General features: G+C 66.5%; 22 protein-coding genes. 8 read left to right on the top strand and 14 right to left on the bottom strand.

The genetic code is table 11. From position 1 onward, the window contains the following. The first annotated feature begins 26 nt into the window (after nt 1-26). The 3 genes from ACQZF9_RS19495 (at nt 27) to ACQZF9_RS19485 (ending at nt 4215) form a co-directional block, all read left to right on the top strand. A complete protein-coding gene (locus ACQZF9_RS19495) occupies nt 27-1340 on the top strand; it encodes an amidohydrolase family protein (RefSeq protein WP_428310631.1) in 1314 nt (437 codons plus the stop codon). A gap of 85 nt (nt 1341-1425) precedes the next feature. After that, entirely contained in the window at nt 1426-2694 is a 1269-nt protein-coding gene (locus ACQZF9_RS19490) for an amidohydrolase family protein (RefSeq protein ID WP_428310630.1), read from the top strand. 87 nt (nt 2695-2781) lie between these two features. Beyond that, nucleotides 2782-4215, top strand: coding sequence for an LVIVD repeat-containing protein (locus ACQZF9_RS19485; RefSeq protein ID WP_428310629.1), 1434 nt, complete (start codon nt 2782-2784; stop codon nt 4213-4215). A gap of 94 nt (nt 4216-4309) precedes the next feature. On the opposite strand, the gene ACQZF9_RS19480 is transcribed toward ACQZF9_RS19485, so the two are convergent. From ACQZF9_RS19480 to ACQZF9_RS19455, 6 genes are all read right to left on the bottom strand, one after another. Further along, the gene (locus tag ACQZF9_RS19480; protein WP_428310628.1) at nt 4310-5596 is read right to left on the bottom strand and encodes an MBL fold metallo-hydrolase; all 1287 of its coding nucleotides are present in this window, start codon (nt 5594-5596) and stop codon (nt 4310-4312) included. After that, entirely contained in the window at nt 5593-6606 is a 1014-nt protein-coding gene (locus tag ACQZF9_RS19475) for a zinc-dependent alcohol dehydrogenase (protein ID WP_428310627.1), read from the bottom strand. Before ACQZF9_RS19475 ends, ACQZF9_RS19480 begins: the two co-directional genes overlap by 4 nt. A gap of 30 nt (nt 6607-6636) precedes the next feature. Further along, nucleotides 6637-7422, bottom strand: a complete 786-nt coding sequence (locus tag ACQZF9_RS19470; protein ID WP_428310626.1) for an SDR family NAD(P)-dependent oxidoreductase — start codon at nt 7420-7422, stop codon at nt 6637-6639. A 239-nt stretch (nt 7423-7661) separates the two neighbouring features. Next, a complete protein-coding gene (locus ACQZF9_RS19465; protein ID WP_428310625.1) occupies nt 7662-10265 on the bottom strand; it encodes a TonB-dependent receptor in 2604 nt (867 codons plus the stop codon). 72 nt (nt 10266-10337) lie between these two features. Next, the gene (locus tag ACQZF9_RS19460; RefSeq protein ID WP_428310624.1) at nt 10338-10640 is read right to left on the bottom strand and encodes a hypothetical protein; all 303 of its coding nucleotides are present in this window, start codon (nt 10638-10640) and stop codon (nt 10338-10340) included. A 152-nt stretch (nt 10641-10792) separates the two neighbouring features. Then, nucleotides 10793-11389: a TetR/AcrR family transcriptional regulator gene (locus tag ACQZF9_RS19455; RefSeq protein ID WP_428310623.1), complete on the bottom strand. Its 597-nt coding sequence runs from the start codon at nt 11387-11389 to the stop codon at nt 10793-10795. Nucleotides 11390-11604: 215 nt separating this feature from the next. Between ACQZF9_RS19455 and ACQZF9_RS19450 the strand changes: the two genes are divergently transcribed. Both ACQZF9_RS19450 and ACQZF9_RS19445 read left to right on the top strand, forming a co-directional pair. Then, entirely contained in the window at nt 11605-12756 is a 1152-nt protein-coding gene (locus ACQZF9_RS19450) for a sulfotransferase family protein (RefSeq protein ID WP_428310622.1), read from the top strand. 27 nt (nt 12757-12783) lie between these two features. Further along, the gene (locus tag ACQZF9_RS19445; protein ID WP_428310621.1) at nt 12784-13245 is read left to right on the top strand and encodes a VOC family protein; all 462 of its coding nucleotides are present in this window, start codon (nt 12784-12786) and stop codon (nt 13243-13245) included. A 16-nt stretch (nt 13246-13261) separates the two neighbouring features. On the opposite strand, the gene ACQZF9_RS19440 is transcribed toward ACQZF9_RS19445, so the two are convergent. Then, entirely contained in the window at nt 13262-13582 is a 321-nt protein-coding gene (locus tag ACQZF9_RS19440; RefSeq protein ID WP_428310620.1) for a 2Fe-2S iron-sulfur cluster-binding protein, read from the bottom strand. Nucleotides 13583-13914: 332 nt separating this feature from the next. Here ACQZF9_RS19440 and ACQZF9_RS19435 point away from each other — a divergent pair, with 332 nt between their 5' ends. Together ACQZF9_RS19435 and ACQZF9_RS19430 are read left to right on the top strand one after the other, a co-directional pair. Next, nucleotides 13915-14778, top strand: a complete 864-nt coding sequence (locus ACQZF9_RS19435) for a helix-turn-helix transcriptional regulator (RefSeq protein ID WP_428310619.1) — start codon at nt 13915-13917, stop codon at nt 14776-14778. Nucleotides 14779-14920: 142 nt separating this feature from the next. Next, on the top strand, nt 14921-15682 hold the full coding sequence (locus ACQZF9_RS19430) for an SDR family NAD(P)-dependent oxidoreductase (protein ID WP_428310618.1): 762 nt from the start codon (nt 14921-14923) through the stop codon (nt 15680-15682). 54 nt (nt 15683-15736) lie between these two features. Here ACQZF9_RS19430 and ACQZF9_RS19425 read toward each other — a convergent pair whose 3' ends face one another. The 5 genes from ACQZF9_RS19425 to ACQZF9_RS19405 all read right to left on the bottom strand — a co-directional run bounded on the left by ACQZF9_RS19425 (nt 15737) and on the right by ACQZF9_RS19405 (nt 21139). Beyond that, entirely contained in the window at nt 15737-16792 is a 1056-nt protein-coding gene (locus ACQZF9_RS19425; protein WP_428310617.1) for a Gfo/Idh/MocA family protein, read from the bottom strand. 4 nt (nt 16793-16796) lie between these two features. Then, on the bottom strand, nt 16797-18494 hold the full coding sequence (locus tag ACQZF9_RS19420) for an FAD-binding protein (RefSeq protein WP_428310616.1): 1698 nt from the start codon (nt 18492-18494) through the stop codon (nt 16797-16799). A gap of 251 nt (nt 18495-18745) precedes the next feature. Continuing rightward, nucleotides 18746-19498: an SDR family NAD(P)-dependent oxidoreductase gene (locus ACQZF9_RS19415; protein WP_428310615.1), complete on the bottom strand. Its 753-nt coding sequence runs from the start codon at nt 19496-19498 to the stop codon at nt 18746-18748. A gap of 40 nt (nt 19499-19538) precedes the next feature. Continuing rightward, entirely contained in the window at nt 19539-20354 is an 816-nt protein-coding gene (locus ACQZF9_RS19410) for a TauD/TfdA dioxygenase family protein (protein ID WP_428310614.1), read from the bottom strand. Between the two features lie 32 nt (nt 20355-20386). Beyond that, nucleotides 20387-21139, bottom strand: coding sequence for an SDR family oxidoreductase (locus ACQZF9_RS19405; RefSeq protein ID WP_428310613.1), 753 nt, complete (start codon nt 21137-21139; stop codon nt 20387-20389). Between the two features lie 236 nt (nt 21140-21375). On the opposite strand from ACQZF9_RS19405, the gene ACQZF9_RS19400 reads away from it, so the two are divergent. Then, entirely contained in the window at nt 21376-22965 is a 1590-nt protein-coding gene (locus tag ACQZF9_RS19400) for a TetR family transcriptional regulator (RefSeq protein WP_428310612.1), read from the top strand. Between the two features lie 188 nt (nt 22966-23153). On the opposite strand, the gene ACQZF9_RS19395 is transcribed toward ACQZF9_RS19400, so the two are convergent. Continuing rightward, entirely contained in the window at nt 23154-24647 is a 1494-nt protein-coding gene (locus tag ACQZF9_RS19395; protein ID WP_428310611.1) for a class I adenylate-forming enzyme family protein, read from the bottom strand. A gap of 10 nt (nt 24648-24657) precedes the next feature. Beyond that, complete coding sequence (locus ACQZF9_RS19390; RefSeq protein ID WP_428310610.1) at nt 24658-24948, bottom strand: hypothetical protein; 291 nt, start codon at nt 24946-24948, stop codon at nt 24658-24660. Nucleotides 24949-24971 lie beyond the last annotated feature (23 nt).

Below are 24971 nucleotides of genomic sequence, written 5' to 3'. Positions count from 1 at the left end.
CAAAACAGCGAGCACAGGAGAGCGGTATGAATATGAATGACCTGGTGATCATCAGTGTCGATGATCACATCAGCGAGCCGCCGGGCATGTTCGACAAGCATCTGTCGGGCGACGACCTGGCCAGCGCACCGAAGCTGATGACCAGCGACAACGGCACCAACTACTGGGAATACCAGGGCATGAAAATGCCGTCGGTGGGCCTGAACGCCGTGGTCGGCCGTCCGCTGGACGAGTACGGCATGGAACCGACCGCGATGGAGCAGCTGCGCAAGGGCACCTACGACGTGCACGCGCGCATCGACGACATGAACGTCAACGGCATCGCCGCCTCGCTTAACTTCGGCTCCTGCGTCGGCTTCGACGGCGGCCGCTTTCACAAGGCCGCGGACAAGGCCAAGGCGCTGATCCACATGCGCGCCTACAACGACTGGCATATCGACGAATGGTGCGGCGCCTATCCGGGCCGCTTCATTCCCTGCGGCATCGTGCCGACCTGGGACATCAAGGCCACCGTCGAGGAAATCAAGCGCATCGCCGCCAAGGGCTGCACGACGATTTCGATCAACGAGAATCCGACCACGCAGGGCCTGCCGAGCATCCACAACGCCTATTGGGAACCGCTGTGGAAGATCGTCACCGATCTGGACATCGCGATCTGCCTGCACATCGGCGCCGGCAACCCGGCGCCGCATGCGTCGATGGAAACGCCGATCGAAGCCTGGATCACGACGATGCCGATGTCGATCTCGACCGGCGCCGCCGACTGGCTGAACCTGGCCGCGCTGGAGCGCTATCCGACGATGAAGATCGCGCTGTCGGAAGGCGGCATCGGCTGGATCCCTTACTTTCTGGAACGCGCCAACTTCAGCCATGAGCGCCACAAGGCCTGGACCCATTCCGGGTTCAAGGGCACCAAGCCCAGCGAGGTGTTCCGCAAGCATTTCCTGAACTGCTTCATCGACGACGAGTTCGGCCTGAAGAACCTGGATTTCCTCAACGAGGACATGGTCTCCTACGAATGCGATTACCCGCATTCGGATTCGCTGTGGCCGAACGTGCCGGAGCGGCTGTGGGAAACCATCCAGCACCTGAGCGCCGAACGCATCGCCAAGATCACGCACGGCAATGCGATGCGCTTTTTCCGCTTCGACATGTTCAAGCACATCCCGCGTGAACAACTCAGCGTCGGCGCGCTGCGCGCCGCCGCGCTGGCGGCCGGCGTCGACGTCACGCCCAAGTCTTCCGGTGGCGCCTCGCCGCTGGCAGAAGGCGAGGCGCCGCGCGCGATCACCAGCGGCGATCTGATGCGCATGTTCTCGCATCACGCCAAGGCCGCCTGATCCGGCGGCCCATCAACAACAACGAGCCGCCTGCATCAACGCAGGCACGCAACCAGCAAACAGCACAGAGTCGAGAGGTGACATCATGAGCGACGACAACCGCGCAGACGAGCTTGCAAACCAGGCGCGCAAATACTGGTCGGCCGAGGGTTATACGGCCGGTGGAATGATTCGCGAAGTGGACTACGCGTCCCAGTCCGCGGGTCTGGACCCGAGCCTGAAAGGCATCAAGATCGTCGACTGCGACACGCATGTCACCGAAGCGCCGGACCTGTTCATCAAGCAGGCGCCGGCCGCGCTGAAAGGCCGCATGCCGCATGTGAAGCGCGTCAAGGGCGTCGACCGCTGGTTCGTCGGCGAGCGCGATTTCGGCACGCTCGGCGGCAACGTGATCCGCGCCGACAACAACAAGCTGCTCGGCCGTCTCGCGTTCCAGACCATAGACGAAGGCCATGCCGGCGCGCACGACACCAAGGCGCGCCTGCAGGCGATGGACGACATGGGCGTCTACGCGCAGATATGCTTCCAGAACTCCGGCGTGACCCAGCCGGGTTCGCTGATGGCGCTCGGCGATCCGGAACTGGCGCTGGCGATCATCAAGGCCTACAACGACGCCGCCGCCGAGCGTCAGCAGGAAAGCGGGCAGCGCCTGTTCACCCTGGCGCATCTGCCGATCTGGGACAAGAAGGCGATGGACGCCGAAGCGCGCCGCTGCGCCGACATCGGGCTGAAAGGCTTCGTCGTGCCGGATACGCCCGAGCGCATGGGCCTGCCGTCGCTGATCGAGGATCACTGGACCTCGTTCCTGGAACTGTGCGAGCACGAGGCGCTGCCGATCAACTTCCATCTGAACGTCGCCATCGATCCGACCGCGCTGACCTGGAAGGGCTTTGCGTTCGAGCAGACCTTGTCGGTGGTCGCGACGATGTTCTCGATCTGCAACGCCGCGACGCTCGGCAACTGGATCGTCAGCGGCCGTCTCGATCGCCACCCGAAGCTGAAGATCGGCCTGATCGAAAGCGGCATGGGCTGGATTCCGTTCGCGCTGGAAGCGCTCGAACACCAGTTCGACGAAATGATGGGCGCCAAGCGCAACATCGCCAAGCGCCGTCCCTGGGAATATTTCAAGGATCACTTCTGGGTCACGTACTGGTTCGAGAAAGTCGCGCCGAAGCTGCTGCTGGAAACCATCGGCGTCGACAAGGTGCTGTTCGAAACCGACTTCCCGCACCCGACCTCGCTGTATCCGGGCGTGCAGGCGCATATCGTCGACACGCTCGGCGGCTATAGCCACGAAGTGAAGAAGCGTGTGCTCGAGCGCAACGCGGCGGAGCTGTACAAGCTGCCGTTCTAGAATCCGCATCGCTCCGACTGCGCCGGCAATGCACCGGCGCAGCGGTGAACGCGCCGGCATCGAATTGTCGGTCGCAGGAGAGAGACGATGGACGCTCACCGTTTGCGTGTTACTGCGGCCGCCAGCTTGCTGGCTCTGGCGGCGGCCGGCTGTGGCTCGGGTTCGCCCTCGGCGCCGGTCGTCGTGCCGTCGAGCGCGGCGACGCCCAAGGCCCAGTGCGGTGCCGGCTCGCAGCCCGAGACCGGCATGCAGGGCCGTGTCAGCCAGGCCGATCACGACAGCGGCCGCGCGGCGCAGGGTTACACCTGCAATACCGAGCTGGTCGGCTCGTATACGAAAGCCAACGTGATCGGCAGCGTCGGCGGCTTCAAGGTCGAGCGTTACATCGACCCGGCCGGCCACGAGTGCGCGTACTACGACACCACGATCCTGTTCCCGACCAACGTGCTGGACGCGAACGTCGGCGTCAACGTGATCGACATGAGTGATCCGACGCAGCCGCAGCTGACCGCGCGTCTGATCACGCCGGCGATGCTGTCGCCGCACGAATCCCTGGTGGTATCGCAGCAGGCCGGCATTCTGGCCGCGGTGATGGGCAATCCGGCGCTGTATCCGGGCATCGTCGACGTCTACGACCTGTCCGCGGATTGCCGTCATCCCAAGCTGCGTTCGTCGGCACTGGTCGGCGTGTTCGGTCACGAAAGCGGCCTGGCGCCGGACGGCAGGACGTTCTACTCCTCGTCACCCGGCACGCCGACCCTGACCGCGGTCGACATCGCCGACCCGTCGCGGCCGAAGATGCTGAAAGTCACCGACTACAAGTCGCATGGCCTGAGCATCAGCGACGACGGCAATCGCGCCTATATCGCCTCGGGCATCAACACCGATACCGGCCTGGTGGTACTCGACGTCTCCGAAATCCAGGCGCGCAAGCCGGATCCGGAAGTACACGAAATCGCGCGTCTGGACTGGGGCAATCGCAGCATTCCGCAGAACGCGATTCCGTTCACGCGCAACGGCAAGCCCTACCTGCTCGACATCGACGAGTTCTCGGTGACCGAGACCGGCAAGTTCATCCCGGCCGCCAACGGCGCCGTGGTCGGTGCCGCGCGCATCATCGATATCAGTGACGAGACCCAGCCTTTCGTCGCCTCCGAAATCCGCCTCGAAGTGCATCAGCCGGAGAACCGCGCGGCGCTCGCCGACGATCCCGGCGCGTCCAGCCTGCTGTCGGGCTACGCCGGCCATTACTGCAACGTCCCGAGTCGCGTCGATCCGCCGATCGTCGCCTGCAGCATGCTGCTGTCGGGCTTGCGCGTGTTCGATATCCACGATCCGCTGAAGCCGCGCGAAATCGCCTATTTCAACGCGCCGGTGCAGCCGCGCCTGCTGCCGATACCGGCAGCGGCCAGCAACCAGGCGCTGTCCAGCCCGGCGTTTGCGCCCGAGCGCAAGGAGATCTGGTACACCGATGCGTACAGCGGTTTGTACGTGGTGCGGGTTACCAACGGCGTGTGGTGATTTGAATGTTCCCCTCTCCCTCCGGGAGAGGGGCTAGGGGTGAGGGCCTTGCCGATCACAAACTGGGTTGTAACGGAGAGTCCCTCACCCGGCGCTACGCGCCACCCTCTCCCGGAGGGAGAGGGGACCCAATCGCCGCATCGACCGCGGCGATTTCCGACTTCAGCCACATCGTCTCGCTCAGGTTGCCGCCGCTGGATTCTTTCAGCAGCAGCTGCAGCGCGTCCTTTTTCACGCTCAGCGAATCGGCATGTGACGGCTCGGCGCTCAAGGCGATGTCGAGCAGGTGCAGTGCTTCCAGCGGCTGGGCCGAGTCGAGTTTGACGCGCGCACGTGCCGCGAGCGCCGCGGCGCCGCCGGCGAGTTCGGCGATATCCGCATTCACCGCCGAACGCGGCACGCCATACAAGCCGGTGGTGGAGTCCTCGTAGTGGAACCAGCCGGCGTGTTCATCCCAAATGCTGCGCACGGCCCAGCGCACATTGCCGTGGAACTCGCCGATCTGCAGCTCGGCCGGCAAACGGACTTCGCGCATCAGCGTGTGCACGGTCTTGCCGGCGTTCATGCCGTCGACGACCGCCTGTTTCACGAACGACACCGCGGCGTGCATCTTGTCCAGGCTGGTGCGAATGGCGTCGGCGCCGCGAATCGGATCGCCGTGCCCGGTGATCAGCAGCTCGGCACCGAGCCGGCGCACGAGGTCCAGCGAATGCAGGTAGCGGCTGACCAGGCGCGGCCGGTCGCCGCGTATCGTCACCAGGTTCGGCATCGCCAGGAACACCGGCCCGAACAGGTTGCCGGTGAAGACGATGCGCTCGTCGGGCATCCACACCACCAACGATTCCAGTGCTTCGCCGCCCGGCGTGGAAATCACCTCGAAACGGCGGCCGCCCTGTTCGAACTCGTAGCGACGGTCGACGACGATGTCCGGAATCACTCGCGGCGGTTCCGGCGGTCTGGTGCCGCGATTCAGCGTGTTCGCCCACAGCTTGGCCGAGCGCCGGCGCAGGAAAGGCGCCAGCTGATCGAAGTAGTTCCAGTTGTCGACGAAGCGCTTCTCGGCGACCACCTGCGTCGTGCCCGGCTCGCTCAGCGCCGGCACGCCACCGTAATGATCGGCATGCGCCTGGGTCAGGATGATCCGGCGCAGCGGTCCGCTGCGTCGCGGCGCGAGCAGGTTGCGGGTGCGCTCGGCGTTGTCCATGAAGCCGCTGTTGACCATCACGTCGCCATCGCCGGTGTTGATCAGGTAGGCGTTGGAAATGTCCTTGGCCATGAACACGAAATCGGTGATCGCTTCGGCTTCGGTCTGCTGGCTGCCGGCCATGACCAGCTTGGCCAGCAGCGGCTTGCCGCCGTCTTTGGCGTCGGCGCCGCTCATGCGTCGAACTCGACCACGACTTTGGCCGACTGCGGCGACGCCGCCACGCCGAAAGCCTCGACCACTTTGTCGAACGGAAAGCGATGGCTGATCAGGCTGGCGACGCGCTCACGCAGCCGCGGCAGCGCCGCGATCACGTCCGGCATTTCGGTCGGATAACCCACCGCGGTGGTGATCGTCATTTCGGTGGTCAGCATCGCGCCCAGGTCCAGCGGCACCGGCTTGCTGTGCGCGGCGGTGATCACCAGGCGCGACTGGAACTTGGCCATGCGCACCACGTCGGAGACGATGTTCGGTGCGCCGGCGACGTCGATCCAGGCATCAGTGCCGACGGTTTCGCGGCTGAAAACGCGGCCCTTGCCGTGCAGCTCGATCAGCCGTGCGCGCAGATCCTCCTTGGTCGGATCGAAGGCGGCGCGCGCGCCGAGAGCGCGGGCGCGTTCGAGGCGCTCCGCTGCCAGGTCCAGCGCGACCACGTCGGTGATGCCGCGGTCGACCAGCCACAGGATCATGCCCAGGCCGATGGGACCGCAGCCGAACACGACGACCTTGTCGCCGGCCTTGACCTGCATGCGGTTGACGCCGTGCAGCGCCACCGCCAGCGGCTCGGTCATCGCCGCGATGTCGTAGGGCAGGCCGTCGGGAATCGCCAGCAGGCTGTCGCCGAACCTGGCGCCGCGCACCAGCAGCTCCTCGGTGAATGCGCCTTCGGGGCCGCCGCTGCCGACATGGCTCGGCGTGTTCATCGGGTTGATGATCACGCGCTGGCCGACGGACAGATTCTCGACTTCGCTGCCGACATAGCTGACTTCGCCGGCCGCCTCGTGTCCCAGCGGCGTGACGCCGCCGGGCTTGCGATGAATGCCGCCGACCTTGATGTAAGTCAGATCGCTGCCGCAGACGCCGCAGGCCCTGACCTTGACCACCACGTCTTTTGCGCCGGGCTCCGGCCGCTGATAGTCATCCAGCCGGAAGTCGTCGACCTCGTGAATATTGAGTACGCGTCCCATCGCCTTGCTCCTGTCTGCCGCCGGGCACTGCTACATCATCACCATCGCGCCGCCGTCGACCGTGATGGTCTCGCCGGTGATGAACGCGGAAGAATCGCTGGCCAGAAACGCGGCGATACCTTCGAAGTCCGCCATGTAGCCGGGCCGCGGGATCGCGTTCTTGGCGAGCATGTACTTGTCCAGCGGGCTGAGCTCGTCGGCGGTGCCGGTCATGCCGGTCTTGATGTAGCCGGGTGCGATCACGTTGGCGCGGATGCCGTGCTTGCCGAACTCCGCGGCCATGCCGCGAATGATCGCGCCGACCGCGGCCTTGGACCCGGCGTAATGCGGTTTGCCGGCCAGGCCCTTGAACATCGACAGGCTGCCGCAGGCGATCAGCGAGCCGCCGGGTTCGCCGGCTTCCGCTCGCTGGACCATCACGCGTGCGCCTTCGCGCAAGGTGTAGAACGCACCGTGCAGCGCCACGTCGAGAAACCGGTGGTAGTCCTCGGTGGACAGGGTCAGCGAGGACTGCGAAGCCGGCGGCGGGCCGGCGTTGGCGACCACCGTGTCGACGCGGCCGAAGTCCTTCAGCACCGCGGCATAGCCGGCGACGATCTGCTGTTCCGACGATACGTCGACGACTCGCGTCGCGACGCGCACGCCGAGCGCTTCCAGCTCTTGCTTCGCGCTCGCATTCTTTTCTTCGTTGCGTGCCCAGATCACCACGTCGCCGCCCTGCCTGGCGATGCCGCGCGCAAAGCCCAGCCCCAGGCCGCTGTTGCCGCCGGTGATCACCGCTACCTTGCCGCCGAGGTCGAACAGACCTTTTGCCATTTTGCGTTCTCCTGTCGCGTGCGCGCCGTGGCTTTGACCCGGCGGTCATGCAAGGCAGTGTCGGCCAGCCACCGGTGCGGGGCAACGCGTAACAATGTCGATGGCGGGACGCAATGACGCGGCAGGGACGCGCCGCCACACGCCTAAAAAAAAATGGCGGCGTCACCTCGTCAGGTGACGCCGCCAATCCCCCTTGCGGCGGCAACGACCGCGATCGTTGCCGCTCCCCCGCGAAGTGATCAGTCGCCGAAGTTGTAGCGCAGACGTGCGCCCATCATGCGCGGCAGGCCGACGGCGCGTGAGTCGAAGCCCAACGTGTAGTAGGTGCCCGAGCCATACGTCGTGTACTTCTCGTCGAGGATGTTGGTCGCGAACAGCGACACATCGAAGTGCGACATGAAGATCGACGTCCAGTTGATGTTGGCGTTGAGCAGGTCGAACGGATCGAGCACGTCGTCCGGGCTGGAGCCGGTGGCCGAGGAGCGACGCTTGCCGGTGTAGACGTAGGTCGCGCCGACATCGACGTTGCCGATCTCCGCCGGCAGCGGCAGCGACCAGGTCAGCGAGGTGACGACGGTGTGATCCGGCGCGAACGGCAGCGTGTCGCCCTCGACCGCGATCGGCGTCGCCGTGCCCGGGATCGCCACCGCTTCGACGGCCGGCTGGTTGGTGTCGAACTTGACCAGCTTGGTATTCAGGTAGGAATACGAGGTTGCCCAGATCACACCCGGCAGCGGCTGCAGGAAGGCCTCGACCTCGACGCCGCCGATGCGCGCCTTGCCGGCGTTGACGATGGTCGTCGTGGTCTGCGAGTCCCTCGATACATAGCCGTACTGCAACTGCATGTCGGTCAGGTCGTTGTAGAACGCGGCGACGTTGAAGCGGCCCGGGATCCAGCCGCGGAAGCTGGTCTTGGTGCCGATTTCGTAGCTGTTGACGTGTTCCGGCTCGAAGGTGTCGATGCCCGGATCGGCCGCCAGGATCACGTTGCCCTGGCGATAGCCGCGCACGTACTTGGCGTAAGTCATCACGTCCTTGATCGGCTTGTAGCTGAACTGCACCTGCCCGGTCGGCGCCTGGCTGCTGACTTCCGGATGGCTCTCCGACACGGTCGGGCTGTTCGGCAGTTCGGCTGCGAGCAGATAGGTGTAGCGCGTCTTGATGCCGTAACCCTCGGTGTGATCCCAGGTGTAGCGCATGCCGACCGTGGTGGCGAACTTGTCGGTGAAGTTCCAGGTGCCTTCGGCATACAGCGCACGGTTCAGATACGTGGTCTTGTACTGCTGGGCGAGCAGGCCGCCGAGCGCGCCGCCCAGCGGATCGAAGCAGTCGTAGCCGGAGGGCTGGCCTTCGACGCTGGCGAGATTGCACGACACCAGCGCGATCGAGTTGTTGCCGGAGAAGCCGTCCGGCAGGCTCTTTTCGAAGTAGGCGCCGGTGGTCCATTCAAACGCGCCGCCGAAGGACGTGCCCTGCAGCTGCAGTTCCTCGACGAAGGTCTGCTGGCTGGTCACCGGCTCGTCCGGATTCGGCACCGAAATGCCGATCTTGAATTCACGATTCGGGTTCAGGTCGACCGGCACGCCGGCGAGTTCGTAGTGGAACTGGGTGCCGAAGATGTCCGAGCCGTTTTCGGTGTGCAGGTGCGCGAAGCTGAAGATGTTCTTCAGATGCAGCTCGTCGTTGATCGCCCAGGTCGTGGTGTTGATCGCGCGCAGCGTCTTCTGCAGGTTCAACGGTGTCTCGATGGTGCTGGCCAGATCGTAGAACCCGCCGTTACCGGCGGCCTTGGCGTCGTCGAGCTGCTGCTGGCACTGCTGGCCGACGAACAGGTAGAACGGATTGCCCTGCAGGCTCGGGTTGCACTGATACAGCGTCGAGGTGCTGCCGTGGGTCTTGGAATAGGCGTAGCTGAAAATGGTGTAGTTGTTGACGCTGTCGGTGATGTCCCACAGCGCGCTCAGGCGCCCCGAGGTGTAGTTGACGTTGCCCAGGTCGTCGGCACCGATGCCGGTGTAGTTGTGCAGATGGCCGTCGCGATGATTGCTGTCGACGCCCAGACGCAGCTTGAAGTTGTCGAACAGCGGCGCGTTGAACACGCCCTGGATGCGCTTCAGGTTGTAGTCGCCGCCGGAGGCCTCCAGATAGCCCTCGTAGGCATCGGTCGGCTTCTTCGGCACGATCAGCACCGCGCCGCCGGTGGTGTTGCGGCCGAACAAGGTGCCCTGCGGGCCTTTCAGAACCTGCACGTTTTCCAGATCGAACAGCTCGCCGGGGCCGGCGCCGTCGCCGGAGGTCTGCGAGCTCTGGCCGCGCGGCGCGACCACTTCGGCGAAGTACACGCCGACCGAAGCGGTGGTGCGCAGATCCTGCGTGAAGCCGCGGATCGCGAACGTCGCCGATTCCGGGCCGAAGCGCTGGTTGGTCGACAGCGACGGCGTATAGGTCGCCAGGTCGGACGAGTTGGTGATGTTGGCGTTGGAGATCTGCTGCGCGTCGAGCACGGTGATCGACACCGGCACGTCCTGCGCGCTCTGCTCGCGGCGCTGCGCGGTGACGATGACTTCTTCCAGGCCACCGCGTTCGCGCGTCTGATCGCGCTCTGGCGTCTCGGCCGCCTGCTGCTCCGGCAGCGTGATCGTGTCCAGGGGCGCGGCGGCCTCGGCGGCCGCCGGCGCAGGCGCGGCGGCAGGTGCGTCGAACGGCGCCGCCGCTTCCGCAGGTGGCGGCGCAGCCGGTGCCGCCGTCTCCTGCTCCGGCACGGAAATCTGTGCGCTGGCTGCCGTGGCGATCACCAGGGTGGCGGCCGCCGTCATCGTTGCCGCGATCATCGTTTGTTTCATGTTCCCTCTCGCTGTCTCTTTATCTTTCTAATCGGGTGCGAGACGCCGTCTGGCGCACGCCCCAGTTGCCCGCTAACGCTTGAGCTGGTGCGCCATCACCGGATTACCCTTGCGGGAGCCGTACATGCCGTGCCCGCCGGTATGGACTTCCCTGGCGGCCTGCAACTGATCGACGTTGCCGGCGTTGATCTGAGTCAGCGGCGAATACTTCAGACCCATTTGCCGATGGTCGGTGAACCGCTCGGCCGCACCGGCGGGCGCTATGGACAACAGCGATGACCACAAGGCCGGCACCTGGCCGCTGCCCAGAACGAGGCTGGCAGGGCTGCGGCGCTTGAAATTCGACCTTGACGGCCGGATCGCGGGTGTAAGCAAGGTGCCTCTCTCCTCAGCGTCGCCGCCGTGGCGTAACAGGCCCGGCGTTCTTTTGAACTGATATTGAAGCAGATGCTATCGCTAATGGACATCAGTGTCCATTAGCGATTCCGTGCTGCGTTGCGGCGCCCGCCTGGTGCCGGCCTGCGTTCTCAGGCCGGAGGCTCCACGAAAATCCCGTGGCGAAGGATGCGAGTCCATTCGGCAGTAAACCGCCGCGCCATCTTATCGACATCACTGTTGTCTTGATAACTCAGCATGATGATAGAAGCGACCACTCCGACCAGGATCGAGGACAGGATTTCCAGATCCATGTCCTGGCGCGCATTGCCACTGGTCCTGAACCGCTCCAGCGAGTCGAGCAGCAGGCGGTACAGCGGATGGTCTTTCTGCAGATCCTTGCCGGCCATCGCGTCGGCGATCAGCAGTCGCGAGGCCTCGCGGTTGTTCATCACCTGCCGCGCCACGCCGTAGACGCGATCCTCCATCGTCGCCGGGTCGAGTTCGCCATGCAGCGATTCGCTCAGGCGCTCCGACAGCCAGGCCTTGGCCTCGCGCAGCAGGTGATCGCGGTCGTCGAAATGCTGGTAGGCGACGCCGCGGCTGACCTTGGCCACGCGCGCGGCCTCTTTCAGCGACAGCGCGTCGGCGCCTTTTTCGGCGACCAGGTCGATCGTCGCCTGCAGCAGCCGGGCACGGGTCTGTACCGGGTTGCGGCTGCGCGGCTTCTGCGGGATTCGGCTGCTCATTGACCCAGGCTTGCATGAACGGACGGGCGCCAGCATCGCCCGCCGCCGATGCCGGGTCCATAGACGCCGCGGTGCCGGCGACGGCAACGTCCCGACCGCGACATTGTGTCCGGTCGTCGTATCCGAACGCCGTTGCGGGCGACGAGGCGGCGGTCGAAGATCGTTTGCCCTGGGAGCCGCCGCCGATCGGCCCGAATCGTGGAGAGAGCAAAGACATGGCGCAGAAAATGGTCGCAGACGAACTGGTCGAGCAGGCCCGCAAGGCGACGCAGCTGGAGCGCTTCGACAGCGACAGCTTTCACGAGGGTCTCGAGGTGTTTCTCGGCGACGTCAACGCCTGCACGTATACCGAGGCCGGTCTCGAGCGCGTCCGCGGCAGCGTCGTCGGCGCGCTGGCGACGCGGCTCAAAACCACGGCTTATCTCGACCAGCGGCCGGAGTTGCTCAAGCGCGCAATCGAGCGCCCGGTGTTCGTTTTCGGTGTGCCGCGCACCGGCACCACGCTGCTCAGCAACCTGCTCGCCGCGGACCCGAACCGGCGCTCGCCGCTGACCTGGGAGATCGACGACCCGATCCCGCCGCCGACCCGCGCCACGCTGTTCACCGATCCGCGCGCGCTCGCGCGGCTCGAGGCCGAGCGCCAGATGCTCGCGGCGCGTCCGGAGATGGGCAAGTACTACCGCAACTCGGCGATCTATCCGAACGAGTGCATGTTCTTCGTGATGCAGGACTTCAAGGCCCTGGTCTGGGAATCGCGCGGCGTGCTGCCGAATTATCGCGACTGGCTGTTCCAGGCTGACCTGACATCCACCTACGAGTATCACAAGCGTTTCCTGCAACTGCTGCAGGCCGATGCGCCGGGCGTGTGGAACCTCAAGCAACCCTCGCACGCCTTGTGGCTGGAGACGATCCTGAAGGTTTATCCGGATGCGCGCTTCGTCTGGACGCACCGCGACCCGCTGACCGCGACCGGCTCGTTCTGCAGCCTGCTGTCGCTGTCGCACAATGCGTTCATGGGCCGCGTCGACGCGAAGTGGCTCGGCGAAAACTGCTCGTTCCAGGCGGTGGAGCACGCCGAGCGGATCATGAATTTCCGCGACAAGTTCGGCGAGGACAAGGTCATCGACGTGCACTACGCCGACCTGATGCGTCAGCCGATCGAAACCATGCGCGGGCTCTACAAGGCGCTCGGCGACGACTACACCGCCGAGGCCGAAACCGCGATGACGAACTGGATCAACGACAATCCGCAGGACAAGTTCGGCCGCCACGAATACAAGCTCGCGCAATACGGCCTGACGCCGGACGAGCTGCGCGGCCGCTTCGAGCGCTACTCGTCGCGCTACACCGTGGAAGCCGAAGGCTGAGGCCTTCGCAACGACAGGGGACGCCGCATGCTGCTCGCCAACCACTACCAGAACGCCTACGTCACGCGCGACATCGAAAAGGCGATCGGCTACTTCCGCACGCACTACGGCGTGCCGGACGCCCGGTATTTTCAGGCCGAGGTCGAGGTGACGACGCCGCGCGGCACCGGCATCGCGGTCAACAAGGTCGCCTTCATCTGGGTCGGCAACCTGCAGTACGAGCTGATCGAGCCGGTGTCCGGGCCGGTGGAGCTGTATCGCGAGGCGCTGCCCGATCAGGGCCTGCGCTTTCATCACATCTGCATGCGCAGCTTCGACTGGGACGCGACGCTGGCCGAAGTCGAGCGCCAGCAGCTGCCGATCGTCTACCGCGGCGATACTTCCAGCGGCCTGCGCTTCGTCTACGCCGACGCGCGCGCGACGCTCGGCCACTACCTGGAATTCACCTCGGTGCCGCCGGCGGTATGGACGGCGATGGGTGGACGCTGAGCCCACGCGGCGGCGCTCAGAACTGGCTCACCGGAAGGCGCACGACCAGGCCGTCCAGCGCCTCGGTCATCGTGATCTGGCAGGTCAGCCGGCTGTTGGCCTCGGTGTGCAGCGCGCCGTCGAGCATCGCATCTTCGCCGTCGTTCCTGGGCTCCACCTTGTTGGCCCAGGCCGGGTCGATATAACCGTGACAGGTGGCGCAGGAGCAGGCGCCGCCGCAGTCGCCGATGATGCCGGGCACCATGCGATCGACTGCGTTCTGCATCACGCTTTTGCCGGCTTCGGCGTCGATGAGGTGCTGCTTGCCGCTGTGCTCGATGAAAAGAATCTTGGGCATGGCTCTGTCGGCTCTGGACGCGCCTGGCTGCGCTTGCAGACCGGCTCGTGACCGGTGGGCCCGGTCGATTATCGTGGTGCCGCGGCACCCGCCGGCGCTGCTGGAGCGGGCGTTGCGGGCGTGGCGGTGGCTGCGCGGCTGGTCTCCACCGCCGCGCCGCATAAATGTACATGCGTGTTCATTAATGCGCAATGCGCATCCGGCCTCCGGCTGCGCGCTCCAATAAACAACAGTGTCGAATTGTGGATGCGGCGGCCCAGCGCATATAGTCCACAAGCGCTATATTGTGCTCAGACCGGCAATAGACCGGCGCACTGCTGGAGGAGAAAGTCATGGGACATCCGTTCGCCGATATGACGATAGACGCCGAGATCCGCGTGCCGATGGCGACGGCGCAGCTGGTGCGCTTCGACGTCTTCGGTCCTGCCTCCGGCGTGCTCAGGCCGACCGGCGATTACCGGGTCGACCTGTCGCTGACGCCGCGGCCCAGCAATGCCCGTGGTTGCTACGACCGGCACTGGAACCCGCATCGCTACGAGCGCCTCGGCAAAGTGTTCCTGGTGCCGCCGGGCGAGGTGATGCAGGCGCGCAGTGACGGCGCTTCGACGCAGACCTCGATGCTGCTGCACATCGATCAGCAGCTGATTCCCGACCGGCTGGAATGGACCGAGCGCCGCCTCCAGGCGAGCATGGATATCCGCGATGCCAACGTCCGCGGCCTGATGCTGCGCCTGGCACACGAGACGCGCCATCCGGGTTTTGCCAGCGGCATGCTGGTCGAACTGGTCGTCGCGCAGCTCGGCATCGAGCTGGCGCGTTACTGCGCGCGCGTCAACGAGGCGCCCGGCAGCGGTGGCCTGTCCGCGTGGCGGCTGCGCCTGATCGACGAGCGCCTGCGTGAGGTGCGCGATGCGCCGACGCTGACCGAGCTGGCCGAGCTGTGCAAGCTGTCGGTACGCCAGCTGACGCGCGGCTTCCGCGCCAGCCGTGGCTGCTCGATCGGCCACTACGTCGCTGCGTCGCGCATCGATCACGCCAAGCGCATGCTGCTGTGCGACAACAGCGTCAAGGCGATTTCGTATTCGCTGGGCTTCTCGTCGCCGTCGGGCTTCTGTTATGCCTTCCGCCGCGCCACCGGCGTCACGCCGCGCGAGTTCCGCCAGCGCGTGCCGCGGACGGCGGCGCTCAACTCCTAGCCCGGTCCAAAAGGATTGCACCGGGTTTCGACGGGGCACGTCTGTTTGCCGACAGGAAGGCCGGCGTTCGCCATCGATCGCCGTTGCCAGCAGCCTGCCGTGTCCGCAGCATCGCGGTGATCCGCAGCAGGGAGTCGACAACATGAGTCAGCGTTTTCTGGATCGCGTGGTGCTGGTCACCGGCGCCGCCGCCGGCCTCGGCCGCAGCTTCGCCGAACACTTTGCCGGCGAGGGTGCGCGCCTGGTGCTGGCTGACATCGACGAGGCCGGCCTCGCCGACACCGCGGCGATGCTGCGTAGCCGAGCAAGCCAGTGCAGCACGCATCGCGTCGATCTGTCCGACGAGGTGCAGTTGCAGGCTTTCGCCGCCGAGGTCTGCGCGACGCATCCCCAGCTGCACGCGCTGGTCAACAACGCCGGCCTCGCCTACGGCGAAATCAGTGCCGGTTTCACCCAGCTGAGCCAGCAGAAGTGGCTGCGCTATTTCGCGATCAACACGGTCGCGCCGCTGCTGCTCGGCCAGGCGCTGCGCGTGCCGCTGGCGGCCGCCCAGGGCTCGGTGATCAACATCACCTCGATGGCGAGCTATCAGCCGGCGAGCGCCTACGGCGTCACCAAGGCGGCACTGGCGTCGATGACTTACGGCATGGCGATGCACTTCGGCGCCGACGGCATCCGCGTCAACGGCATCGCCCCCGGCATCATGGAAACACCGGCATCCAAGGGCAGCCTGTCCGCCGACACCTATGCGCGCGTGCAGGGCCAGCAGGTGCTGAAGCTGCATGGCAACGCTGACGACATCGCGCGGCTCGGCCTGTTCCTGGCCTCCGACGAGGCGCGTTTCATCACTGCCGAAATCGTCAACTGCGACGCCGGCAACCGCATGCGCGGCTGGCGCGGCTAACGCGCCTCAGCCGCCGCGGCGGTGACAGGCGCTGCGCTGATCGTCGCGCCGCGCTCAGCTCAGCGCGACCCGCGCGCCGCCGCTGGCAGCGGAGGCGCGTATCGCGTCGAGCACCTGCATGCCGGCAACGCCGTCGGCGAAGGTCGGTGGCGGCACGGCCGAGTTCGGCCTGCCATCGATAGCGGCGCGTAGCGCTTCGCACAGGCGAACGAACGGCGGCAGCAGCAGGTTGCGCGGATCGCCGCCGACATCCGGCAGCTGCAGATCGTCCGGTACCGCGAGTTCGCGCGTGCCTTCGCGATCGGCCAGGTGTACACGGCCGTCTTCGACCCATAGCGTGCCGCGAGTGCCGGCGACGCGCGTCATCGCCGCCGGCGATCCCCAGGCGCCCGCGGTCTGTTGCAGCACGCCGCTGACGCCGTTGGCGAGTTCGAAGCTCAGCGAGTACGAGTCCTCGGCAACGCCGCTGCGATCCGACACCATCGGCAGGCTCGCGCTCAGGCTCGCGAACTCGCCGAGCCAGCAACGGATCTGGTCGATCATGTGCGAGCCGTGTGCGCCGAGCCAACCGCCGCCGACCTCGCGGTCGAACCACCAGCGCGGCATCTTCGCGTCGGCGCTGGCGAGTTGGGGCATGTAGCCGCTCATCGTCAGCATGCGCGGTTCCCCGATCAGGCCGTCGGCGATCGCGCGTGCCAGCAGGGCGCGATCGGGGCCCCAGCGGAATTCGTGCGCGATCAGATGCACGACGCCAGCGCGCTCGGCCGCGGCCAGCATCGCGCGCGCCTCGGCCAGGTCTTTCGCGAACGGTTTTTCGCACAGCACATGGCAGCCGCGCGCGAGCGCGGTGAATGTCAAAGGCGCATGCGTATGCGGCGGTGTCGCGATACTGACGACGTGCGCGCCGGTACGCGCGATCGCCTCGTCGAGATCGGTAAAGCTCTGCGCAACGCCGCTGGCTTGCGCGCGCTTGCGCGTGCGTTCGATGTCGGTACCGATCAGGCCGACGACATCGAAGCCGGCCGCGCGCAGCGCCGGTACGTGGATGCGGCAGCCAAAGCCGGTGCCGACGACCAGCGCCGGCGGCAGCGAGCGGGAATAGGAGCTCATCGCGTCATACCTCGTGTAGATGCAGCGGATCGAGGCGCGCCGCGTGCATCGCCGCGACATAAGCCCAGGTGAAGGACGGGCCGACACTGCTGCCGGCGCCGGGATAAGCGCGGCCCATTACCGACGCGGTGGATACGCCGGTGGCGTAGAGCCCGGTGATCACCGAGCCGTCGGCGCGCAGCACGCGCGCATGTTCGTCGGTGACCACGCCGCCGTAGGTGCCGACGTCGCCGGGGTATACCGCGACCGCGTAGAACGGCGCGCGCTCGATGCTGCCCAGCGATGGCGACGGCCGATGCAGCCAGTCGCCGAGCCAGCGGTCGTAGGCGCTCTCGCCTCGATGAAAATCCTCGTCGCAGTTGCGGCACACGAAGCCGTTGAAGCGTGCAAGCGTCGCGCCCAGCGCGGCGGGATCGATGTCCAGCAGCGCGGCGAGCTGCTCGATGCTGTCGGCCTTTTTCAGGTAGCCGGAGTCATACCAGCTTTGCGGCTTCCTGCTGCCGGGCATCGTGCCGGCGAGCATGTAGCGCTGCATGTACTGGCTGTCGAAGATCGCCCAGCTCGGCACCGCCGGCACGCTGCGATGGCGCTCGAGCATCGCCTTGGCATAGGCCATGTACGAGCCGCCTTCGTTCATGTAGCGCGCGCCGCTCTGGTCGACCAGCATGCAATGCGGCGCCGCGGTCATCGCCTGCACGGTCGGCTTGGCTTCGCTGTCCTCGGCGCCGGGCGGCAGCGTGATCTGGTTGCCGACCCGTTCGTCCATCTGCGCGAGCGCGGCGCCGATGCGCTGCATCTCTTCGATCATTTCGCCGGTGTCGCCGGGCGCGGCCATGCTCCATTTCACCGAGGTGCCGGGCGCGTAGCGGTCGCGCATCGCCTGGTTGCGCGCGAAGCCGCCGGCGTTGACCAGCACGCCGAGCTTTGCGGCGACGCGCCAGGGCCTGCCGTCCCTGATCGTCAGCACACCGGTGACGACGCCGTCCTCGACGATCAGCTCGCCGACCGGCGCCTCGCTGCGGATGTCGACGCCGGCTTTCAGCGCCGCCTGCAGCATGCGGCCCTGCAGCGCCGCGCCGCCGGCGACCCAATGCTTGCCACTGAACTTGGCCAGCAACAGGCGCAGCGCTAGTTTCAGCATCAGCAGCCGGACCTGCCAGGAGCGCTTGTATGCAGGCAGCTCCATCATTTCTTCCAGCGTTGCCGGCAGCGGCGCGACGATGAAGCTCGGCCTCAGCCGCTTTGCCCAGTCGCCGAGTTGCTTGAGATCGAACAGCTCGGCGACCACGGTGCGCCCCGGCACCGAGCCGCCGGGCAGCTGGTCGTAGTAGTCCGGCCATTCGCGCACGCGCGTGAAGCGCAGACCCTGGCGGATCAGGAACTCGACCATGCGCGGCGCCTGCTCGAGATAGGTGCGGCGGCGCAGCGGCGTCGCGCCCGGCGCATCGACCGCGTCACCGCAGACCTGGTCGAGATAGCGGCTCGCGGCATCGAAGCTGTCGGCGATGCCGTCGCGTTGCATGACCGGATTGTTCGGTATCCACATCACGCCGCCGGAGCGCGCCGTGGTGCCGCCGAGCAGCGCGGTCTTTTCCAGGATCAGCACCGACCTGCCGGCGGCGCGCATCACCAGCGCCGCGCACATCGAGCCGCCGCCGCAGCCGGCGACGACGAAGTCGAAAGTCTCGTCCCAGTGCTGCACGCCGCGCTCCTCGTCTCTTTCTGTCGTCGCTCCCGCGAAAGCGGGGGGCAGCGACGCTATGCCCGTACTGTCGCCGGCGCGGGAATGCCGTCTGCAGTTTTTATATGCCCTGGCCGACAGGTCTGTCTATTAGCCGGCCCGCAGTATGCGCAAGCCTGCAGCTAGCGGTCGAGTTCGCCGTGCATGTCGAGGATCAGCTGCTGCCGGCACTCGGCCGGCGCGGGATGCATGGGTGCAGCCGGATCGCGGCCTTAGTGCCCCGCGACGTACCCGCCGTCGACCGGCAGCGCGACGCCGGTGATGTACGAGGCCTCGTCGCTGGCCAGGAACAGCGCGGCGGCGGCGAGTTCGGTGGCCAGGCCCCAGCGGCCCATCGCGACGCCGAACGGTGGCCGCGCATCCGGCGGCGGCGTCGCATGGATCGCCGAGGCTTTCACCAGGCCGGTCCAGACCATGCCGGGACAGATCGCGTTGATGCGGATGTTCTGCTGCGCATATTCGAGCGCGGCGCTGCGTGTCATCTGCACCACGCCGGCTTTGGCCGCGCCATAGACGCTGTGGTTCTTCCAGCCTATCAGGCCGGCCGCCGAAGCCGTGTTGACGATGGCGCCCCCGCCGCTGCGCAGCATCGCCTCGATGCCGTATTTCATGCCGAGAAACACGCCTTTCAGGTTCACCGCCTGAACGTCGTCGTAGAGTGCTTCGGTCTGCTCGTGCAACGGCGCCATGCCGCCGCCGAAGCCGGCGTTGTTGACCAGCACGTCGAGGCGGCCAAAGCGCTGCTCGGCCAGCTTGATCATGTTCTGCACGTCGGCGCTCAGCGCGACGTCGGCGTGCACTGCGACCGCGGCCTCGCCGATCGCGGCCGCGACGCTGTCCTGCATGCCGCTGCGATCGGCGCAGACCACTTGCGCGCCTTCACGCGCAAACAGCAGCGCCATCTCCTTGCCCATGCCGGAGCCGGCACCGGTGATCAGCGCAACCTTGCCTGCCAGACGTCCCATGCGGTTTCTCTCGTGTGTGAGCGCGTGTCGTCAGCGCGAATCAGACCAGCGCTTCTTCGGCGACCAGGGTCGTGCGATGCATCATGCGGCCGCTGTCGAGCGGGTAGGGCACGACGCGATGCATCGTGCCGGTGTTGTCCCAGATCAGCAGGTCGCCCAAGGTCCATTGATGCTGGTAGACGAACTGCGGCTGCGTCGCCCAGGCGGTCAGCTCCTCGATCAGCCTGCGGCCGGCTTCCGGATCCATGCCTTCGACATGCGAGGAGGTCGAGCCCAGCACCAGCGACTTGCGGCCGCTCTGGTGATTCCATACCAGCGGATGCGCCTTCGGCGGATAGCGCTTCCAGCTCGCCTCCTGTTCCGGCGTCGGCGCGTCGTAGATCTTGCGCTGTATGGTTTCGACGTGATGCACGATTTTCAGCTTGGAAATCGCCTTTTTCTCCGACTCCGGCAGATCATCAAAGGCGGCGTAAGTGTTGGCGAATTCGGTCTGGCCGCCGGTCGGTGACAGGCGTCGCGCGTTCAGCAGCGAGGCGCGCGTCGGCACGTCGTCGGTGGTGCCGTCGATATGCCAGTAGAACGCACCGCGCAGATAGTCGGCCCTGTCGTTTTCTTTCTTGTCGAGCGTGACCTTGTAGATGCCCTTGTTGCCTTGCGGGATGATTTCGCCGAGCGTGCCGGCGAAGGCCACCTGCTGCTCGTCGTCGAGATGGATCTGCTTGAACACGACGACGCCGCGCTGTTCGAGTTGCGCGCGGATCTCCTGTGCGCGCCTGCCGCTCAGCAGCGTTTCCTGGCTGACGCGGATTTCGGTGGCGATGCGCGGCGACAGGTCGATGAACTCGATGTCTTTCATGCGTGGGTTTCCTTCTACGGATTCTTCGTGGTTCAAGCCGAGGTATCGATCGTGGGGCGGATCGACAGCTCGGAAATACTGGTGCGGCGCGGCAGGCTGACGACCAGCAGCACCGCCTCGGCGACATCGCCGGCTGCCATCGCACCGTCCTTGCCGACGTGCTGCTGCATCGTCGCGCGCATCTTCGGGTCGCTGACGTTCTCGAACACCGCGGTCGCGGTCGCGCCTGGATTGATGATGCAGACGCGGATCCCGAAGCCGCCGACTTCCTGGCGCATCGCGTCGGTCATCGCGTTCAGCGCATGCTTGCTGGCGGTATAGGCATTGAAGAGCTTGGCGGCCTTGCGTCCGGCCAGCGACGAGATGTTGATGATGTCGCCGCTGCCCTGCGCCTTCATCGCGGCGATCGCGGCGCGGCAGGTGTAAACCGTCGCCAGCAGGTTGATGTCGATCACGCGCCGATACTCGTCGGTGTCGACATTCTCGACGCCGCCGGCCTGGATGATGCCGGCCGAGTTCACCAGGATGTCGATACGGCCGAAATGCGCGATGGTCTTTTCCACCGCCGCGGTGGCGACCGCCTCGTCGGCGACGTCGCCGGACAGCGCCAGCGCCTTGCCACCATGGGATTCGATGCGCTGCACCAGCTGATGCAGCCGCTGCTCGCGCCGTGCCGACAGTGCCACGCTGGCGCCGGCCGCGGCCAGTGCCAGCGCCGTCGCCTCGCCGATGCCGGACGATGCGCCGGTGACCAGCGCCACGCGGCCCGCAAGCACTGCTGTCATTGCGCTCTCTCCTGTATCGCTGCGTGTGTGGGTGCGCGCCTGGCTTCAGCCGGCGTCGCTTCGTTGTATGAACATGGTTGTTCATTGGAAATCCAGGCGTCAATCGTCGTGGTGTTTGAAACCTGCTGTTGTACAGGCCGATGATCCGCATGCACCGCGAGGGCGAGGCGCCGATTTCGAGATCCCGCAAATAGATGGTACAAAAGACCCTGTCCAATCCTGATCGGGTGCGATCGATGAAGCAGCTGCGGCGTAGCCCCGCCGAAGTACGGCATGCGATCCGGCACAGTGACGACAGCATTCGCCAGCTGGCCCTGCGTTACGGGCTCAATCCGAAAACCGTCGCCAAATGGCGGCGCCGTGCATCGCCGGACGATCGCAAGCCGGGCCCGCGCGATCCGCGCTCCTCGGCCCTGAGCCTGCGCGAGGAGGGCATCGTCGTCGCCTTGCGCCAGCATCTGCGCCTGCCGCTCGACGGCTGTCTGCAGGCTCTGCGTGGCTTCATTCCGCAGCTGAGCCGTTCATCGCTGCACCGCTGCCTGCAGCGGCACGGCATTTCGCGTCTGCCCGCGAGCGGCGACGAGGCTGCGGCCGGGTCTGCCGAAGGGCTGTGCTTCGACCTGAGCAGCGCGCAACTCGGCGAAAAACGCCGCTACCAGCTGATCGTCGCGGTCGAGCGGCGCAGCCGTTACGCATTTGCGCAGCTATACGACGCCGGCGCTGCGGCGTCGGCGGTCGAATTCGTCGCCGCGCTGATCGCCGCGGTGCCGGGCCGCATCGGTAGCCTGATGGCCGACGAGACAATCGCCGCCGATGCCTCGTTTGCACCGGCCTGCGCCGACGCGGGTATCCGCCAGCGCGGCCTGAAGCTGCGCCAGCGCTGGACCGGCGCGCAGGTCGAGCGCATGAACCGGACCATCGCCGCCGCGGCCGTGGACGGGCGCGGCTCCGTGTCGCTGGCGCAGCTGCAGCGACAGCTCGCCGCGCTGCTGTCGGCCTACAACTCGAGTTGTGAGCTGGAGCTGCTCGGCGGTGCGACGCCGCAGCAGTCGCTGCTGCGGCCCTCGCGTACGAGTGCGAGTCGTGCCATCAGATTGCGGGACTCATCACCAGGGTCGCGGCCGGTGCGGAAACGCGCCGCGTCAGCGCGCAAGCCGCGCCGTTCGCCGGACCCCGCGAGCACGCGGGAAGCGATCCTGCAGGCGGCGCGACGCTGCCTGGCGCACGACGGCCCCGAAGGCCTGAGCCTGGCCGAGGTGGCGCGCATTGCCGGCGTCAATCGCGGCACTGCATACCAGCACTTCAAGACGCGCGACCAGCTGATCGCGGCGGCCGCGGTCGGCGTATCGGAGAAACTGTTTCAGGCGGTGTTCGGGCCCGCCGGCGCCACCAAGGACCGCAAGGTCGGCTCGGTCGACGTCGCGGCCTTGAGCGACCGGCTCGCCGGTTTCGCGATGGACAACCCGGAGCTGTGCCGCGCCTGGCTGCTGAATGTGCTGTCGTCGCCGGAGCCGGCACGCGATCTGTTCTGGCGTGAATACCGCAGCTCGGCGGAGCGCTTCGATTCCACCGCGCTGTCGCAGGACAACGTCGATACCGAAGTGTTGTCGGTGATTACGCTCGCCGGTGTGTTCCTGTGGCCGGTGTGGGCGCGCGCGCAATACGGTGCGACTCAGGATCTGGCGCCGCTGGCGCGGCGTTTCGCCGAGGAGTCGCTGCGCATCTCGATGTACGGCAACCTGCGTCCGGAGCGTTATCCGGAGGTGGCGAAACGGCTGGCACAACGGCCGCGGTTTCATGGGCCGCAAAAAGCCGGCGGGGCGTGACCCGCCGTGTGATGCCATCCGCTTTTGTAGGGCGGGTCGCGCCCGCCGTGACGGCGTCACCGCTCTGCGTTCGTCCCGGGTAGCGGGCTCGCCCGCGTATCGAGGGACCGGACCGCGATCGGATCCCTCGATACGCCGCTAAGGCGGCTACTCGGGACGAACGGAGGACGGAGATGACAGCCGTCTGCTCAGCCGAACAGCTTCTTCACCTCGCGCCGCAGCAGCTTGCCCATTTCGTTGTACGGCAGCGCGTCGACGAAGACGATGCGCTCGGGCACGCGCGAGGAGCGCAGGCGCTCCTTGATCAGCGCCTTGAGTTCCGGCTCGCCGGGTGCGGCATAGCCCGGCCTGGTCACGACCGCGAGGCCGACCGCTTCACCCCATTCCACTGACGGGATCGCGACCGCAGCGGATTCGGCGACCGCCGGGTGCGTGGTCAATACGTCCTCGATTTCGCCGGGCGAGATGTTCTCGCCGCCGCGGACGATGACGTCGTCGGCGCGGCCGGCCAGAAACAGATAACCCTCGGCGTCGATGTAGCCGGCGTCGCGCGTCGGGAACCAGCCCTGTGCGTCGAGCGCACTGCGGCCGCGGTATTCGCCGGAGACCTGCTCGCCGCGCACGTAGATTTCGCCGCGCTCGCCGGCCGGCAGCACGCGGCCTTCTTCGTCGCGGATTTCGATCTCGACCGTCGGCAGCGGACGGCCGACCGAGGCCAGGCGCGCGCGTACCGCCGAGTCGCTGGACGACTGCGCGCTGCGATGATCCTCGGGGCCGAGCAGTGCGATCGTCGAACTGGTTTCGGTCAGGCCATAGGCGTTGGTGAAGCCGGTGGCCGGGAACAGCACGAGCGCGCGCTCGATCAGCTCCAGCGGCATGCGGCCGCCGCCATAGGCGATCGACTGCAGCGACGACAGATCGGGCGCATTCCCGGCGTCGATGCTGGCGATGATCCGCGACAGCATCGTCGGCACGACGAAGGCGTTGCTGGCGCGCTCAGTGGCGGCGAGTGTCAACCAGGTGTCCGGATCGAAAGCCGGCAGCAGCACGATGCGGCGCATCGCGTAGATCGAGGACAGCAGCGCGGCGATGCCGGCGATGTGATACGGCGGCACGCAGACCAGCGCCGCTTCGTCTTCCGAAGCCGCGCCGAATTCGACCGTGCCGAGAATGTACGACAGCAGGTTGGCGTGGCGCAGCAGCGCCGCCTTCGGCGCCGCCGTGGTGCCGCTGGTGAAGATCTGCGCGGCGATACCTTCGCCTTCCTGCTCGTCGGCGGATGCGGTTTCACCGAGCTTTTCGGCCTCGGCGACGAAGTCCGCGCGCGAGCGCGTCTTGTGCGCGGCCCCCGGGTTGAGCCGCTGCACGCGTGCGACGTCGCCGATCAGATAAGCCGGCTCGATGCGCAGCAGCAAGGCCGCCAGATCGGCGTCGGCGAGGCGATAGTTCAGCGGCACGTAGGGCACGCCGGCGAGCGCCGCGCCGAACAGCGCGATCGATGCCGCCTCGCTGCTTTCGTCGAGCAGGCCAACGTACTGGCAACCGGCATCGGTGATCGCCTGCGCGGCGCCGCGTGCGGCCTGCAGCAACGCGCCGTAGGACCAGCGTCGTCCATCGCAGACCAGGCCGATGCGGTCCGGCTCGGCGTCGGCCGCCATCTGCAGGATCAGCGCAATATTCATCGGTGCTGCCTTAGTCGGAAGAAGGCAGCGGCTTGGCGTCCTTGGGCTGCAGCGCGACGCCGGCAATCGACAGCGAGCCGGCGCCGGCTTTCACGCACAGCAGTTCGACGGCGCCGCTGGCGTCGACGTAGCGCTTGCCCATCTTGGTGCCTTCGGCGAACGCCGGATTGATCGCGGCGCGCTCGGCCGGACGATCCGCGGCCATCGGTGCGCCACCGCATTCGAGTGCGACATCGGCGCCCTTGATGACCATCACCTCGGTATCGCACACCGCGCTCTTGAGTTTGCTTCCCGCTTTCATGGATTCCTCGACGTCTTTGTTTT

Source organism: Hydrocarboniphaga sp., assembly GCF_965279055.1.
Lineage (GTDB): Bacteria > Pseudomonadota > Gammaproteobacteria > Nevskiales > Nevskiaceae > Hydrocarboniphaga.
Note: the sequence above shows the minus strand (reverse complement) of the source record. Positions and strands in the feature narration are given on the sequence as shown.

What these genes read in the sequence shown, in the direction of transcription:
- ACQZF9_RS19450 (WP_428310622.1), top strand. Translation starts at nt 11,605, where the DNA reads ATGGCGCAGAAAATGGTCGCAGACGAACTGGTCGAGCAGGCCCGCAAG.
- ACQZF9_RS19470 (WP_428310626.1), bottom strand. Translation starts at nt 7,422, where the DNA reads ATGGCAAAAGGTCTGTTCGACCTCGGCGGCAAGGTAGCGGTGATCACC.
- ACQZF9_RS19440 (WP_428310620.1), bottom strand. Translation starts at nt 13,582, where the DNA reads ATGCCCAAGATTCTTTTCATCGAGCACAGCGGCAAGCAGCACCTCATC.
- ACQZF9_RS19485 (WP_428310629.1), top strand. Translation starts at nt 2,782, where the DNA reads ATGGACGCTCACCGTTTGCGTGTTACTGCGGCCGCCAGCTTGCTGGCT.
- ACQZF9_RS19475 (WP_428310627.1), bottom strand. Translation starts at nt 6,606, where the DNA reads ATGGGACGCGTACTCAATATTCACGAGGTCGACGACTTCCGGCTGGAT.
- ACQZF9_RS19430 (WP_428310618.1), top strand. Translation starts at nt 14,921, where the DNA reads ATGAGTCAGCGTTTTCTGGATCGCGTGGTGCTGGTCACCGGCGCCGCC.
- ACQZF9_RS19405 (WP_428310613.1), bottom strand. Translation starts at nt 21,139, where the DNA reads ATGACAGCAGTGCTTGCGGGCCGCGTGGCGCTGGTCACCGGCGCATCG.
- ACQZF9_RS19425 (WP_428310617.1), bottom strand. Translation starts at nt 16,792, where the DNA reads ATGAGCTCCTATTCCCGCTCGCTGCCGCCGGCGCTGGTCGTCGGCACC.
- ACQZF9_RS19465 (WP_428310625.1), bottom strand. Translation starts at nt 10,265, where the DNA reads ATGAAACAAACGATGATCGCGGCAACGATGACGGCGGCCGCCACCCTG.
- ACQZF9_RS19480 (WP_428310628.1), bottom strand. Translation starts at nt 5,596, where the DNA reads ATGAGCGGCGCCGACGCCAAAGACGGCGGCAAGCCGCTGCTGGCCAAG.
- ACQZF9_RS19400 (WP_428310612.1), top strand. Translation starts at nt 21,376, where the DNA reads ATGAAGCAGCTGCGGCGTAGCCCCGCCGAAGTACGGCATGCGATCCGG.
- ACQZF9_RS19445 (WP_428310621.1), top strand. Translation starts at nt 12,784, where the DNA reads ATGCTGCTCGCCAACCACTACCAGAACGCCTACGTCACGCGCGACATC.
- ACQZF9_RS19490 (WP_428310630.1), top strand. Translation starts at nt 1,426, where the DNA reads ATGAGCGACGACAACCGCGCAGACGAGCTTGCAAACCAGGCGCGCAAA.
- ACQZF9_RS19495 (WP_428310631.1), top strand. Translation starts at nt 27, where the DNA reads ATGAATATGAATGACCTGGTGATCATCAGTGTCGATGATCACATCAGC.
- ACQZF9_RS19410 (WP_428310614.1), bottom strand. Translation starts at nt 20,354, where the DNA reads ATGAAAGACATCGAGTTCATCGACCTGTCGCCGCGCATCGCCACCGAA.
- ACQZF9_RS19415 (WP_428310615.1), bottom strand. Translation starts at nt 19,498, where the DNA reads ATGGGACGTCTGGCAGGCAAGGTTGCGCTGATCACCGGTGCCGGCTCC.
- ACQZF9_RS19455 (WP_428310623.1), bottom strand. Translation starts at nt 11,389, where the DNA reads ATGAGCAGCCGAATCCCGCAGAAGCCGCGCAGCCGCAACCCGGTACAG.
- ACQZF9_RS19390 (WP_428310610.1), bottom strand. Translation starts at nt 24,948, where the DNA reads ATGAAAGCGGGAAGCAAACTCAAGAGCGCGGTGTGCGATACCGAGGTG.
- ACQZF9_RS19435 (WP_428310619.1), top strand. Translation starts at nt 13,915, where the DNA reads ATGGGACATCCGTTCGCCGATATGACGATAGACGCCGAGATCCGCGTG.
- ACQZF9_RS19395 (WP_428310611.1), bottom strand. Translation starts at nt 24,647, where the DNA reads ATGAATATTGCGCTGATCCTGCAGATGGCGGCCGACGCCGAGCCGGAC.